Origin of the sequence: Spirosoma profusum (assembly GCF_014699005.1) — a bacterium.
GTDB lineage: Bacteria > Bacteroidota > Bacteroidia > Cytophagales > Spirosomataceae > Spirosoma > Spirosoma profusum.
The window spans coordinates 86,890-102,078 of the sequence record NZ_JACWZY010000019.1; the positions used below are offsets into that span (position 1 = coordinate 86,890).

Below are 15,189 nucleotides of genomic sequence, written 5' to 3' on the forward strand. Positions count from 1 at the left end.
GCTCCGGCGGCCCGGTTTCACTCATTCACTCTTTCGCTCTTTAATTCATGACACCCGTTCGCCTTTCAGATTTAGCGTTTACGCTGGAAGCGGTTATCGATAACGCATTCGGACAGAAGGCGGTGTGGGTTATTGCCGAAACGAGCGATATCAAAAACTATCCTGACAGGGGCTACTGTTTTCTGACCCTGGTCGAACGCGAAGCCGGAGCTTCTGCCGGAGGTACGCTGGCAAAGTTGGAGGCCTGTATCTGGCGAAAAAATTACCATACCATTAGCGAGTTTGAACGGACAACGGGCGTGGCTTTTGCCCGTAATATTCAATTATTGTTACTGGTATCGGTCAGTTTCAATCCGGTGTATGGGCTTCGGCTAGAGATTCTGAAAATTGACCCGTCCTACACGCTCGGCAATCTCGAACGCGAACGGCAGGCAGTGCTCGATACCCTTCTGCGCGATCATCCCGAATTGATCTGGCTCGAAGATGGGCAATACATTACGGCGAACCAGCTTCTCCCCCGCCCCGCTGTTATGCAGCGGATTGCCCTTATCGCAGCGCCCAACTCCGACGGTTGGCGCGATTTCCGGCATGAGCTGGCCCAGAATCCGTTCGGCTACGACTTCGTTGTAGACGAATATTTGACGCAGGTACAGGGCCAGGGGGCCGAACGTGCCATTTGTGGCCAGCTGGAACGTATCGCCCTTAGTGGCATTCCCTACGACGCCGTCGTGATGGTACGTGGCGGTGGCTCCCAGCTCGATTTTGGGTCGTTCGATACGTATCTGATGGGGCAAACCGTAGCTGGTTTCCCAATACCGATTCTGGCGGGCATCGGTCACGAACGTAACGTCAGCATTACTGATTTGCTATGCCACGAGAGCGTAAAAACCCCTACCAAAGCGGCTGCCTTTCTAATCGAGCAGAATCGACAGTTTGAAGCAAACTGCCTTCTTCTGGGCGACCGATTGCGCGTAGTTGCGCGCGAAGCCATGCAGATAGCCCGAGAGCAGGTAGACCGCGAAACCGAACGACTTCGTTTCGTAACGCAACTTTATTTCCGCGAGTGCCATACCAGCCTCGCCGAAAAAGCCGTTACGTTACGTCACCTCGACCCATCGAACGTACTACGTCGGGGGTATGCCATGGTACTACGTAACGGTCGAATACTTACAAAAACTACTGACATTCAACCCAACGAAACGCTCCAACTGCAAATGCACGACGGAACGGTGGAAGTGGAAGTAGTATGATTGTAAGGTTATATGGCTGTAAAGTTATTTCGTCTAACATTCTCTTCCCCAACTCTATAACTTTCCAACACCACAACTTTATAACCCAAAAATGACGTATCAGGAAGCTTATGACCAGTTGCTTACACTGGTCGATGAAATAGAGAATGAGGAGGTAGCTCTTGATGAGTTGCCGGGAAAAATTCGGCTGGCCACCGAGTTGATTACGTTCTGTCAGGAACGATTACGGGCCGTTGAAACTGAATATCAGGAAATCATTGAGCGACTCCCTCGGCGATGAATATGGTAATTTTACGGATGAAGTTAGCTCACCTTTGCTAAACCTTACCTATTTTTATCCCGTAGTGACTGCTTCCGACAATAATACGTCTGAGCTATAGGTTGACTACCGTTGCTATTGCAGAGGAATGTGAGAGCTGATTTGAGTGAGCAATAGCCTTTTTACTCCCTGATTGATACGTACTTATGAATTTGTTTAATACACTATCTACTGTTTTGAGTCCGGATGTGCTGGCACGTATCGCGACCTATATAGACGAATCAAACGAACGAACGAGCAAGGCCGTCGACGGGCTGGTTTATACAATTATTGGTGGACTGATGAAACGTACCACCTCTGAAATAGGCGTCAATCAGTTATATAACCATATTCAGAAAGGTCGTTATGATGGTTCGCTGACCGATAATCTACTAACGATTTTACGCGAGCCCAATCAGACGAATACGCTGATTACGCAGGGAAACGATGTAATCAGCCACCTGTTGCCGGCAATGAAAAGCTCTATTGGGAACATGATTTCCCGGTATGCCGGTATTCGCAATTCGTCGTCGATTTCATTATTGGGGCTCATTACTACGATCATTCTGCACGTATTGGGAAGACAGGTAAAAGAGAAAAAGCTTGACGCCGATGGTCTTGCAGCCCTGCTTTTTGCCGAACGCGACACCCTGATGAATACGGTACCGGACGAGTTTATGCCCCAGCTCGTTGAACGGCTTGGGCTGCATCAGATCATTTCGGGACTGGCTAATCCGGCCCGACGTACCAATGCCGAATCGTCAGGCTATTCCACAAATTCTGGCGGCAGTTCATCGACAACAACCGTCCGGCCACCCGTCAACTATTCCGAACCCGATGATGATCGGGATAGCGACAATAGCTCACTGGCGAAGTGGGGCGTTGGTGCTTTATTGTTTCTGGCGGTTGCCGCTGGCGGGTACTACGTTTACCAGAATACGCAGAAATATTCGAACGGTCAGGAAGAAGCTACCGACGTCACAGTCAATACCGATACGGTTCAGGCTGATACAGTTACGCGTTCGATGGTCCTGCCTAAAGATTCGCTGGCTGGCACACCGCCAAAATCAACGTCAGCTACGAGCCCAACGGCGGTGGCCAGTCGTCCGGTTGCTACGTCGGCAACAACAGCGCCAGCCCCTGGCGGACTGACGCAACAAATGGCACCTTATCTTGGCAATGCTGCTTTGCCAAAAGGCAAGGTTTTCCCGTTGACTGGTATCAGTTTTCAGCCGGGATCATTGTCGATGACGGCGGGTTCCGTTGCTACGATCGGTGAGCTTGGAACCATCCTTAAAACCTACCCACGGTTGCAGATTCAGCTTGTTGGCTATGCCAATGATGCACAGGGCGACATTACGAACAAGAGCCTGTCTTTCAAGCGCGTAAACCAGATTAAACAGCAGTTAATGGCTTCGGGAGTTGACTTCCTACGCATTGATGCCATTGGACGAGGAACCGGGGTGAGTAAAAACGATACGTCGGGTATTCCTAAACCAACCCTACGCAAAATTGACCTTAAAGTTGTCGTGAAGTAATTCTGAACGTACTGAATAACAGTATTTTAAAAGCCTTTCTTTGGAGAGGCTTTTTTCATTACGTTCCTTTCAAAATGCGTTTATCAAAAACAACTTTGGTTTGTTGTAGTTGGATAGAAACGATGTTTTTATTCACTAACTAAGACTCGTTATGAACGCAGGAACAGGTAAAACCGCCTTAATTACAGGGGCCTCTAGTGGTATCGGTCAGGAATTGGCCAAGCTTTTCGCACAGGATGGCTACAATCTGGTGCTGGTTGGCCGAAGCGACGATAAGCTGGACCGGCTAGGCGATGTTTTCAAAAATAATTATGGCACCCAGGAAATTACCGTTATCGGAAAAGATCTGTCGGAAGAGGATGCTGCTCAGGATGTTTACAACCAGGTTAAGGCGAAAGATATTACGGTCGACGTACTGGTGAACGACGCCGGGGTTGGCCTTTATGGCCTCTTCGCCACCGATACAGATTGGGAACGCGAGAAAGCCATGATTCACCTGAACGTATTGGCACTCACCCAGATGACCAAGCTTTTCCTCTACGACATGCTGTCACGTAATGAGGGGAAAATTTTGAATCTGGCTTCTCTTCTGTCCATTACACCCACGCCGTTGATGGCCGTATATGCAGGCACAAAAGCGTACGTATACAACTTTACCCAGTCGCTGGTGAATGAATTGAAGGACACCAATGTAACGGTTACGGCTCTGTTGCCCAACGCTACCGACACCGATTTTTTCCATAAGGCCGGTGCCGAAAATACCAAAGTAACCGACGAGGTGCAGGACCCCGTTATGGTTGCAAAAGACGGGTACAATGCCCTGATGGCCGGAAAACCGAAGGTCATTCCTGGCGGCTTCAAAAATAAATCGTATGAAGTGATGTCCTACGTAGCACCGCAGGAAGCACTATCCGCCCTGATGCGTGATAAAATGTCACAAAAGCCTGATCCTAACGAAGAAGAACATTCAAACGGGCTGGCTTGGGGCATTGGCATCGGTATTGCTGTAGTTGCTGGTATTGCGCTGGGTTACGCCTATATGAATACAAATGACTTCACGCGGGCACGGTACCGCTATAAAGCCAAGTCACTGGGCGATACCATATCGGACGCACTTTCGTCGGTGGTCGATAACGTAGTAGATTCGGTTGTGAGCGCATACAATACAACGAAAGACAAGGCCTCCGATCTGACTCATAAGGCCGACGTAGTAAAAGAGGAGGTAATGGAAGAAGAAGTCGTTTCTTAATGTATTTACGAACCCGAACGTAGCACTTGTTACGTTCGGGCTTATTGTTACCAGCAATGAAAAACACCTCAATCTGGCGAATAGCTGCGGCCGTCTTTGCCGTTGGCAGTATCATCTACACTACTACGTCGAGTAGTCGCTCCCGGCGCGAGAGCCAGGAACGTCACGAAGCGAATCAGGGAGGATCGGAATACGAATACGATGTACCCGTTGAATACGAACAGGTGTTCGAAAAAAACCAGATTGTACCCGCAGGCTGGACGTTCGGCGCGGTTTGGTCGACCATTTATTCAGGGTTGACGGCCCTGATGGTACACCAGGCATTACCCTCGCAGGAGCATAATCCACGCTACCAGAAAGCACTACCCTGGTGGTTGGCCTCCTGGACGCTGAACGCGATTTTTGGCCGCTTTTTCTCACAAAACGACCCGCAGAGTATTCTCATTTCGGATCTGACTACGAAGTTTAATTTGCCTGCTGCATTAGGTTTGCACCAAAGTCTGGAGATTGGCAAAACAGATGTACCAAGTCCCGAAAAATATCTTCGTATTCCGGTGAGTTTATATGCAGGCTGGCTCACGGCAGCTACGGTCGTTGGAACGCCAAACTCATTATTGACACTTGACTGGTGGAAATCGGACGATGAACAGGATGAACCCGTTTCAGCGGGTATTCTGGGCGCAACGGCGGGTGCCGGATACTTCATAGCTCGTCAGTTGAACGACCCCTGGTATATGGTCCCTTTTGTAGCGGGTTTCAGTGGCATTGCTACCCGGCAGTGGGAAAAACAGCCTATTGTTGGCTGGACAGCGGCAGCTCTGGCAGCTGCTTACGCTGGACTTCTGGCTTATTGGCTTCCAAAAGAAAAGTTTCACAGCTATGATCACTACGTTGTGAACGAAGCCGAAGTGCTGGCCGGTCCAATCGAAACTGAAGAACCGCATCAGGCCCAAATCGCCCGCGAGCGCATGAAGCCCATAGAAGCTGAAGGCTTAGATTAGCCGTAATACTCTTTATTCAAAAGCTGCTACGTTCCGACTGAGCAGCTTTTTTTGTGCGACATTATGGCGTATTACGTAAAGAAAAACGCAACTTTTCCGCCAAAATGTCCGCAAAATCGCCCCGGCCCATGATTTGTTAATGAATAGTGTAGGCAGAAAACCATTATTCATTTTACATTATCCATTAATCATTAGATTCATTCCTGAACTGATATGGACTTCAAGAATTACACCATCAAAGCACAGGAGGTCGTTCAGAAAGCGTCGGAAATCGCGCTGGGTAACGGCCAGCAGGCAATTGAAACAGGTCACCTTTTACAGGCAATCCTGTCGGAAGACGAAAACGTGGTTGGTTTTATTGCCCAAAAGCTGGGCATCAACTTACCAAATACAAGCAGTGCTTTACAGGCCATTCTTACTACGTATCCAAAAGTATCGGGTGGCAATGGGGGCGTTTATCTGAGCAACGACACTGCCGCAGCGTTAGCCAAAGCCAGCAACACGGCTAAAGAATTTGGCGACGAATTTGTCAGTGTCGAACTGATGCTATTGGGCCTAATGGCTGGTAAAGATCAGATAGCCAGTTTATTAAAAGACGCCGGTTTCAACGAGAAACAAACGAAAGCGGCCATCAACGAACTTAGAAAAGGAAATTCGGTGAAAGACCAAAACGCAGAAGCTAAATATCAATCATTAGAGCGGTACAGCATCAACCTGAACGAACGTGCCCGCCAGGGGAAAATTGACCCGGTGATTGGCCGTGATGACGAAATCAGGCGGGTACTGCAAATCCTGAGTCGCCGAACCAAAAACAACCCAATTCTGCTCGGCGAACCGGGCGTAGGTAAAACCGCCATCGTGGAAGGATTGGCACAACGTATCGTTTCGGGCGACGTTCCTGAAAACCTGAAATCGAAAACCATCGTCTCGCTTGATATGGGCCTGCTCATTGCGGGTGCTAAATACAAAGGCGAGTTTGAGGAACGACTGAAATCGGTTATAAAAGAAGTAACGGATTCAAACGGCGAACTTATTTTGTTCATCGACGAAATCCATACGCTCATTGGCGCGGGTGCCGGTGGCGAAGGCGCCATGGATGCCGCTAACCTCCTGAAACCTGCTCTCTCCCGCGGTGAACTTCATACTATTGGGGCCACTACGTTGAAAGAGTATCAGAAATACATTGAGAAAGATAAAGCCCTCGAACGTCGGTTCCAGGCCGTTATGGTCGATGAACCTAACGTAGCAGATGCCATTTCGATTCTGCGCGGTATCAAGGAAAAATACGAGCTGCACCACGGTGTACGTATCAAAGATGACGCCGTAATTGCCGCCGTAGAGCTGTCGACGCGTTACATTTCCGACCGTTTCCTGCCTGATAAAGCCATCGACCTGATGGACGAAGCGGCCGCCAAACTACGTCTGGAAATGGACTCCGTTCCCGAAGAACTCGACGAGCTGAACCGACGTATCATGCAGTTGGAAATCGAACGGGAAGCCATTCGCCGGGAAAACGACAAGGAAAAAGAAACATTACTGAATAAGCAAATTGCCGACTTCAGTGAAGAACGTAATGCTCTGAAAGCCAAATGGGAAAGCGAAAAAGCGTCGGTCAATGAAAGCCGTACGCTGAAAGAGCAACTCGATAAACTGCGCTTGGAAGCCGAACAGGCCGAACGTAGTGGCGACTACGGTAAAGTAGCCGAAATTCGCTACGGTCGAATCCCCGAAATAGAAACGAAACTCACTACGTTGCAGGGGGCAGAGAAAGACACGTCGGATCGGATGATGCAGGAGGAAGTAACTGCAGAAGACATTGCTGAAGTAGTTGCCAAATGGACGGGTATTCCTGTCTCGAAAATGCTCCAAAGCGACCGTGAGAAACTGCTCAATCTGGAAAAAGAACTGGGCAAACGCGTAGCAGGTCAGCAGGAAGCGATTGAAGTGGTTTCGGACGCGGTACGTCGGAGTCGGGCCGGTATGCAGGACCCCAAACGTCCGATTGGTTCGTTTATCTTCCTGGGTACCACAGGTGTTGGTAAAACCGAAGTCGCCCGGACATTGGCCGAGTATTTATTCAACGACGAGAACGCAATGGTACGTATCGACATGTCGGAGTATCAGGAACGTCATGCCGTGAGCCGTCTGATCGGTGCACCTCCGGGCTACGTTGGTTACGACGAAGGTGGTCAATTAACCGAAGCGGTGCGTCGGAAACCCTACTCAGTTGTGTTGCTTGATGAGATTGAGAAAGCGCACCCGGATGTCTGGAACATTCTGCTTCAGGTACTCGACGAAGGCCGGTTGACCGACAATAAAGGTCGCGTGGCGAACTTCAAGAACACGATTATCATTATGACGTCGAACATCGGCAGCCACCTGATTCAGGAGAAATTTGCCGAGGACGAAGGCTGGAATCATACACTGGTCATTGAGGAAGCGAAAAAGTCAGTAATGGAGTTGCTGAGGCAAACCATCCGGCCCGAATTCCTGAACCGGATTGACGAGATTGTGATGTTTGAACCGCTGACGCAGGCCAACATCCGCAAGATTGTCGACATTCAATTTGGCGAAATCAAACGTCGTCTGGCCGAAAACGGCGTCCAACTCGACGCTACTGACGAAGCACTAACCAAAATTGGCGAAGAAGGTTTTGACCCAATTTTCGGCGCTCGTCCACTGAAACGGGTGTTACAACGTCGGGTGCTGAACGAGTTGTCGAAAAGCATTCTGTCGGGTAAAGTAAAAAATGATTCGGTCGTCCTGATGGAATTGAATCCCGACGGTGAAATCGCTTTCACCAATCTGGATGCAGAAATTGAATTATAATGTTTAGTTGACAGACAGCGTGCCAGCCCGACCGCTGAAAAGTGGCCGGGCTTTTTGTGGCCCAATGTGCTTATATTTGTCAACAAGAATGTCTACAACTATGCTAAATGTCCAATACGTCACCGATAGAAATGGCAAGCCGCTGTATGTTCAAGTGCCTGTCAAAGAGTACGAAAAATTGCTGGCTGATGCTGAAGAATTAGCGGATATTGCGGCTTATAAAAAGGCAAAAAGAAAGGCTGGCAAAACGGTCCCTTTCGAGGAGGCTTTTAAACAGGTTGAAGAATATCATCGTGAACAAGCTTCTTGATGTACACCATTGCTCTTACTGAGTACGCAATACGTCAGCTCAGGAAAATCAATAGACAAATGGTTTCTGTAATTAAAGAAGCCATTGGAGAATGGCCAATAATCCTCGTCCTCATAATCATATTAAACTAACAAACATAGAGGCATACCGCATTCGGGTCGGCAACTACCGCGTTATCTATGAGATAAACGATAACGTACTGACTGTTACAGTCGTTGAAATCGCAGATCGCAAACAGGTATACAAAAAGAAGTGACAGAGGTCCTCAGTTATAGAGTTTATTCTATCTACTCTGTCTACGCAACCCCAATCCCCTTAATCCGCAACGCCTTCCATGACTCCGGCAACGTAACGTTTCGGCGGACTAAGCCTGCATCAGTGATATCCAATCCTCCAAAGCCAGCTAAAACGGCTTGAAGCATTCCTCCAGCGCCTGTTGCAAAATATGGATTCGTGCCACCCGCACACTCAGCCAGTACGCCAAAAGGTGGCACTTCATTAGCACGATAACTTTTCAATAGCCATTCGTAGGCTTTTCCGGTTTCGCCCAATCGAGCATAAAGTACGGCCAAAACTGATGGCCCCATTGCTGGCCCCTCTGGCGACAGACGGGGCGCGTAATAAGCTAAATCACGTCGAATAGCGCTTTCATCAGTCACTACGTTGAGGGGATAGGCCAGCAGGTTTACATCGGCTTGTTTGATATCGACGCCAGTATACGTAGCATTTTCGCGAGTGGTGCCGTCGGGAAATGTGAGGATTGGAATTCGGTCTGCTACGTGCTGCCAGTCTGCGTCCGGCGTAATACCAAGTTCGTGAGCGGCCTGAACAGCGTATTGAAGTACGGTTTTGGCCATACCATTTGTGAAGGCGTTGTTATCGATATTCTCTTCCCATTCGTTAGCGCCTATTACGTTGTTAATGTCATACTGTTCAGGCTGATTACGCTCAACGCGGCTGCACCAGAACTCAGCGACCTCACGTAGCAGCGGGAAACCGCGCTCAGCCAGCCATTTTTTGTCTTTCGTAACCTGATAATACTTCCAGAAAGCCCAGCCTATGCAACCTGTTATGTGGTGCTGAAACGGCCCCGTCAACGCCCATACCGGCGTCTGCTCAGAACCATCACCAGCCGACTCCCACGGAAACATCACGCCCCTAAATCCATGTGATCTGGCGTTCTGACGAGCGGCTTCCATTCGCTCAAAACGATAATCGAGCAGTGATTTAGCCAGTTCGGGACGTAGCATCAGCAGAGCCGGATACATCCAGATTTCGGTATCCCAGAAAACGTGACCGTTATAGCCCAATCCCGATAAACCCATCGGCGATAGGCTGTACGCATAGTCTTCGCGCACGAATGAATAGAGATGATAGATCGCCGAACGTACCGCCCGTTGCACCGGCTCATCACCATCGATTTCAATGTCGCTTTGCCAGAGCTGCGCCCATTCCTGATGGTGGCGTTTTAACAGTCGGTCACGCCCTTCAAGTTTCGCAAATACAGTCAGTCGTTCAGCTTCATTATGTGCATCTGCTACGTGCGCCGAGGAAATTACCGAACCGACAATAGCGAACGAATAGGTTTCACCTTTCTGAAGCGTTTTCGAGAATTTAGCCAGATGCAGGTTATAATCCCAGTCTTCATGAATTAGTGTGGGTTCTTGGCCGTGAGGTTCTTCAAAAATGAAGCTATTGGAAGCGGCTACTACGTATTTCCCCGAAGGACTTTTTGCCACCGATGTCAGCAATGGCAACGTAACGTGTGGCCGATCAATCTGGCTATATAAACCACGAATCTCCTGCAAATGAACTGGCGCTTCAATAACCGAAGCAGGTGTTATCGTTACGTCGCTTAAGGCTTCGAACTCAAGCTCAACCATAGCTGTGAATGGCAAATGACGTAGTGAAAGCACGCTATGTTTCACCCTTAGTTTATTGGCTATCTCGAACGTAGTAACAAGGGTAGCCGTTTTCATATCGAGTGTCTGAACGTAGTAACTTATAGTTTGACTCGACACCCGTTTTCCGTCAACATCGAGCCAGCAGTTAAGGTGATTGAAGACTTTCAGAATGTTTTCAACGCGGCCACGTTGGTAGTTATCATACACCCCATTAAGTATAACATCCTGCACCTGCATCGGCTGCACCGATGAAACCAGGCCAACCATGCCGTTGGCAACTGTGACGCCGAAATAATTAGTGTAATCAATATTATCGGCCGTAAGCTGCCAGCCAGAATCGGAATGAGATTGAGAAGTCATGTATGGAAAACAAACACAGAACTGGTCGCAAAAGTAAGGCCTTTCTCAGGTAAACGCTTGATACGTTGGGACGTAGTGAACTAAATCCGGTAACAAGGTTTTTAAATCTCGCTTATAAATTAGCCGATACGTTGCTCAGTCTGGGGATCAAAGAAATATAAACGTTCCGTATCGAAACCAACGTCGATAGTCTGATTTGGCTGGTATTGGCTATCCGACAGCGTTCGCATACAACAGACCTGATCCTGGAGCGAGAAGTATAAAAACGTCTCACTGCCAATGGGTTCCGTTACGTCTATGGTGATACGTTGCGGTTCGGTCAGGGTCTTGCCGCTGGGGAAGCAAATGTCGTAAATGCTCTCCGGTCGAAACCCAAAAATTATTTCTTTACCAACCTGCCCAACTAACGTATCAGCCAGTGAAGCCGGTATCTGAAAATCAAGAGCCGAGTTGACGAAACGTAGCGTTTTGTCCTGAGCGACCAGCGTGCCCCGGCCGAAATTCATCGACGGGCTGCCAATGAATCCGGCTACAAACAGATTAGCCGGATTGTTATACAGATTCATCGGTGAATCGGCCTGCTGAATCACGCCTGCCTTCAACACAACAATCTTATCGCCCATCGTCATGGCTTCTACCTGATCGTGCGTTACGTAGACCATCGTCGCTTTGAGTCGCTGGTGTAACCGCTTGATTTCTACCCGCATCTGCACCCGTAGTTTAGCATCCAGATTCGACAGCGGCTCATCGAACAGAAACACTTTCGGCTCACGAACAATGGCCCGACCGATGGCCACCCGCTGCCGCTGCCCCCCCGACATCGCTTTGGGTTTACGATCCAGCAGTTCTTTCATATCCAGAATATCAGCCGCAGCGCGTACGCGATTATCAATTTCAGCCTTCGAAAACTTGCGGAGTTTGAGGCCAAACGCCATGTTTTCGTACACACTCATGTGCGGGTAAAGCGCGTAATTCTGAAACACCATTGCAATGTCGCGGTCTTTGGGCGACAGGTCGTTCATGCGTTGGCCATCGATGAGCAACTCTCCTCCCGAAATCTCTTCAAGACCCGCAATCATACGTAGCAACGTCGATTTTCCGCAGCCTGAAGGGCCAACCAATACCACAAACGACTGGTCGTCAATCGTCAGGTTTGCGTTGGGAATGGCTGCTTTTGCAGCACCGGGATATTGTTTAACAAGGTTGCGGATTTCTACAGTTGCCATATGTTGTAACGCGGGCGGTCCGACGTTTTGGTGGAAACCCGCAATTAATTAGCTTAAAAAAGCGGGTTTTCCCCGCATCGGCGGACCGTCCGCGTTATTCTTTCCCGCCCGAAGCGGCAACGCCCTGCACAAAGTATCGCTGGAAAACCAGAAAAATACAAAGCGTAGGTAATGTAATTAGCAACGTACCAGCCATCAGCAGCGGCCAGTCGCTCTGAAACTGATTTTTCAGAAAACCAACACCAACTGGTAACGTAAACTTGTCGCTGGTGATGGCTAACGTAACAGGCCAGAGAAATTCATTCCAGCTTCCCTGAAACGTATAAATCGCGACGGCAGCCAGCGCAGGCGTACTGACCGGCAGAAAAATCTGCCAGAAAATGCGAAAGTAAGAACAACCGTCAATGAGGGCCGCTTCTTCGAGATCTTTGGGAATCGTCTCGAAAAACTGCTTCATCAGAAAGATGTTCGTAATGGTAATCAGGTTAGGAAGTATCAGCCCCGCATACGTATTGACCAGCCGTAGATTATTCATAAAAATAAACTTCGGTACCAGCAAAATAATGACAGGAACGGTTAGTGACGAAATGAGCAGCCCAAACAGAAATTTCCGGCCGGGAAAGGTTAATCGCGCAAAAACGAAACCCGCCAAAGCCGAGAAGAAAACATTCATGATTGTCTGCACCAACGTAATGAACAGGCTGTTGAATAGCCACTGCTTAAACGGCAAATCGACCCAGACGTTGGCATAGTTCTGAAACGTCCAGTTAGGTGGTTGAAGCAGTTTGACCGGGTCGCCAAATACGTCTTTCGACTGCGAAATCGAAATAAAAAACTGATAGATAAACGGCCCAATATAGACCGTCGTCATCAGCAACAGGACGGCGTAGAATATGAATTTTTGAAATTGTAATCGCTTCATAACGTATTTCTCAATCAACAATGATCGTTTTTGTCATGCTGAGGAACGAAGCATCTTAACGTTTCTTAACTCTCAAATCAGGATACATTAAGATGCTTCGTTCCTCAGCATGACAAAAACGCTCCCTACATAATCTGACGCAACGTATCATCATCTTTTTTTCAATCAACTTCGGGTTTGAAATATCTATTCTGAACCTGATTAGCCGAGAAAATCAGTACCGCCAGCACAATGGCCGCAGCGGCTGCATAACCGAGTTTGAAATACTTGAAACCGTTTACGTATACGTAGTAACTCAGGGTTGTTGTACTATTGACCGGTCCGCCCGCACTCATGATGAAAATCTGGTCGAACACCTGAAAACAACCAATTAACCCCAGCACCAACACAAAGTACGTAACAGGACGTACCATTGGCACCGTGATTTTCCAGAATTGCTGCCAGGTCGATGCGCCATCAATGCGTGCAGCTTCGTAGAGTGAATTCGGAATCGATTGCAAACCCGCCAGAAACGACACCATAAAATACCCTGACGTCGTCCAGATGTTGTTCGCCATAATCGTCAGCATGGCCGTGTTCGGGTTGGTGAGCCAGTCGTTTTCTAACCCAAACAGCTGGTTAATAAGCCCCTGTTTAGAAAATAGAGCGATAAATAGGGTCGATGTAACAACCGACGACGTAATGGCAGGAATGTAAAACGCGGCCCGAAAAAACGAACGTCCACGTATTTTCTGATTCATCACAAACGCCAGGAATAAAGCCAGAAACGTCTGAATCGGCACCACGCCAATCGTGTACAGAATGGTATTACCCGTTGATTTCCAGAAAAGTGAGTCGGAGAAGAGTCGTGTGTAATTAGCCAACCCGATAAACGTGCGCTGGTTCGTGACCAGATTCCAGTCGAAAAAGCTGATGAAAAGGGAATACCCAATCGGGAAAAACACAAATAGACCGATAAGCAACAGTGGGAAGCCCAGAAATAACCAGGCTATCGTAATCATATCACGCTGACGGGTAGAAGGTTGCGGCATACGTTACGTTATTGAAGAATCCCACTCTCGATTTGCCGGTTCAATGCTTCCATCGCTTCCCGTGGTGTCTTGTTGTCGAAGTAAATCATTTGCAGCGCCACACTCGCTTCCTCGTACCAGCGTTCGGGCAGGGTAGTCTGAAACGTGCGGGCGAACTCGGCGCTTTGCAGAAAAACGCGTTTCACTGGGTCGTTATACAGACCCAGATTCTGCGCTACACTTCGGCGAGGAGGTAAAGCGAGTCCCTGTTTAACTACGCTTTTCAGACCGTCCTGGCTCGTCAGGTAATCGATTATCTGCCAGCCATCTTTTTTGTGAATCGACTCCTTTGGCATGGCATAAGCATTGGTGAACACAATAGTCGCTTTTTGCCTGCCAACGGGCAATTCCGCCACACCCCAATCGACATCGTTGTAATTCGTCCGCAACTCCGGAATGAGCCAGCCCGACGAAATCACCATCGCGCATTTTTTTGTACCGAAACATTCGCCATTCCACTTGGCACTCAAATCGCTCGGAATCGTAGCAGCTCCGGTTCTATAAAGGCGAACGTAGTACTCAAGTGCGTCCAGAAAATTTTTGTCCAGAATTCCCAACGTACCATCTTCTTTCTGAAAATCACCGCCGTTCTGATACACGAACGCCATAATCATTTCGATGGTTGGCTCCAGCACCAGACCGTATTGATCGGGTTTTCCGTCGCCGTTCGTGTCTTTAGTCATTCGGCGCGAGAAGGCTTCCAGCTCTTTCCAGTTTTGCGGTGGGTGCGTCAGGCCCGCTTCCCCAAACATGGCTTTGTTGTAAAACAATACGTAGGGGTTGAAATCTTTCGGAACACCGTACAACGTATCACCTTTTTGAAACGATTTGAGCAGAGCCGGATAAAAATCATCGATTCGGAACGTAGTGTCAGCAGCATACTGATTGAGTGGTTCCAGTACGTTGAATCGCATGTATGAGGGAGCCGTTTCGCCCCGCAAATAGAAAACATCGGGTGCCGTATGCGTACCGAGCATCAACTGAATTTTCTCGGTATAATTCCCCGGAATCGGCTCGTATTTAAAATTAACAGCTGGCTTCTCCCGGTGAAAATCGGCGAGAACACCAGCCACTAATTTTTCTTCAACAGGATTGGATGACCAGCCCGAAAGACGAGTCAGTTTTGTATCAGTCGACTGACAGCCTGAAAAGGTGAATACAATTGATAAAACAAGAACGTAGCGCCAACAAGTGGTCAACTTACTCATAAGAGAGTAAATAAAGGAAAGGCA

13 protein-coding genes are annotated in these 15,189 nt (G+C 48.5%); 8 read left to right on the plus strand and 5 right to left on the minus strand.

Going from position 1 to position 15,189, the window contains the following annotated elements:
- Window positions 1–47: 47 nt before the first annotated feature.
- The 8 genes from IC229_RS20820 (at window position 48) to IC229_RS36150 (ending at window position 8,731) form a co-directional block, all read left to right on the plus strand.
- Window positions 48–1,250 (plus strand): exodeoxyribonuclease VII large subunit, encoded by a 1,203-nt coding sequence (locus IC229_RS20820; RefSeq protein ID WP_190888946.1) that lies wholly within the window; start codon window positions 48–50, stop codon window positions 1,248–1,250.
- A 91-nt stretch (window positions 1,251–1,341) separates the two neighbouring features.
- Window positions 1,342–1,530: an exodeoxyribonuclease VII small subunit gene (gene xseB / locus IC229_RS20825; RefSeq protein WP_190888947.1), complete on the plus strand. Its 189-nt coding sequence runs from the start codon at window positions 1,342–1,344 to the stop codon at window positions 1,528–1,530.
- 185 nt (window positions 1,531–1,715) lie between these two features.
- Window positions 1,716–3,086, plus strand: coding sequence for a DUF937 domain-containing protein (locus IC229_RS20830; RefSeq protein WP_190888948.1), 1,371 nt, complete (start codon window positions 1,716–1,718; stop codon window positions 3,084–3,086).
- 151 nt (window positions 3,087–3,237) lie between these two features.
- Complete coding sequence (locus IC229_RS20835) at window positions 3,238–4,335, plus strand: SDR family NAD(P)-dependent oxidoreductase (protein WP_190888949.1); 1,098 nt, start codon at window positions 3,238–3,240, stop codon at window positions 4,333–4,335.
- 56 nt (window positions 4,336–4,391) lie between these two features.
- Window positions 4,392–5,336, plus strand: coding sequence for a tryptophan-rich sensory protein (locus tag IC229_RS20840; RefSeq protein ID WP_190888950.1), 945 nt, complete (start codon window positions 4,392–4,394; stop codon window positions 5,334–5,336).
- Window positions 5,337–5,549: 213 nt separating this feature from the next.
- The gene (gene clpB / locus IC229_RS20845) at window positions 5,550–8,165 is read left to right on the plus strand and encodes an ATP-dependent chaperone ClpB (RefSeq protein ID WP_190888951.1); all 2,616 of its coding nucleotides are present in this window, start codon (window positions 5,550–5,552) and stop codon (window positions 8,163–8,165) included.
- Between the two features lie 88 nt (window positions 8,166–8,253).
- Complete coding sequence (locus IC229_RS20850; RefSeq protein ID WP_190888952.1) at window positions 8,254–8,475, plus strand: hypothetical protein; 222 nt, start codon at window positions 8,254–8,256, stop codon at window positions 8,473–8,475.
- 91 nt (window positions 8,476–8,566) lie between these two features.
- On the plus strand, window positions 8,567–8,731 hold the full coding sequence (locus IC229_RS36150; protein WP_190888953.1) for a type II toxin-antitoxin system RelE family toxin: 165 nt from the start codon (window positions 8,567–8,569) through the stop codon (window positions 8,729–8,731).
- 40 nt (window positions 8,732–8,771) lie between these two features.
- On the opposite strand, the gene IC229_RS20860 is transcribed toward IC229_RS36150, so the two are convergent.
- The 5 genes from IC229_RS20860 to IC229_RS20880 form a co-directional block, all read right to left on the minus strand.
- The gene (locus IC229_RS20860; protein WP_190888954.1) at window positions 8,772–10,739 is read right to left on the minus strand and encodes a glycoside hydrolase family 65 protein; all 1,968 of its coding nucleotides are present in this window, start codon (window positions 10,737–10,739) and stop codon (window positions 8,772–8,774) included.
- Between the two features lie 119 nt (window positions 10,740–10,858).
- Window positions 10,859–11,965, minus strand: a complete 1,107-nt coding sequence (locus IC229_RS20865; RefSeq protein ID WP_190888955.1) for an ABC transporter ATP-binding protein — start codon at window positions 11,963–11,965, stop codon at window positions 10,859–10,861.
- Between the two features lie 94 nt (window positions 11,966–12,059).
- The gene (locus IC229_RS20870) at window positions 12,060–12,887 is read right to left on the minus strand and encodes a carbohydrate ABC transporter permease (RefSeq protein ID WP_190888956.1); all 828 of its coding nucleotides are present in this window, start codon (window positions 12,885–12,887) and stop codon (window positions 12,060–12,062) included.
- Between the two features lie 161 nt (window positions 12,888–13,048).
- Window positions 13,049–13,918, minus strand: coding sequence for a carbohydrate ABC transporter permease (locus IC229_RS20875; RefSeq protein WP_190888957.1), 870 nt, complete (start codon window positions 13,916–13,918; stop codon window positions 13,049–13,051).
- An 8-nt stretch (window positions 13,919–13,926) separates the two neighbouring features.
- Window positions 13,927–15,165 (minus strand): ABC transporter substrate-binding protein, encoded by a 1,239-nt coding sequence (locus tag IC229_RS20880; protein WP_190888958.1) that lies wholly within the window; start codon window positions 15,163–15,165, stop codon window positions 13,927–13,929.
- Window positions 15,166–15,189 lie beyond the last annotated feature (24 nt).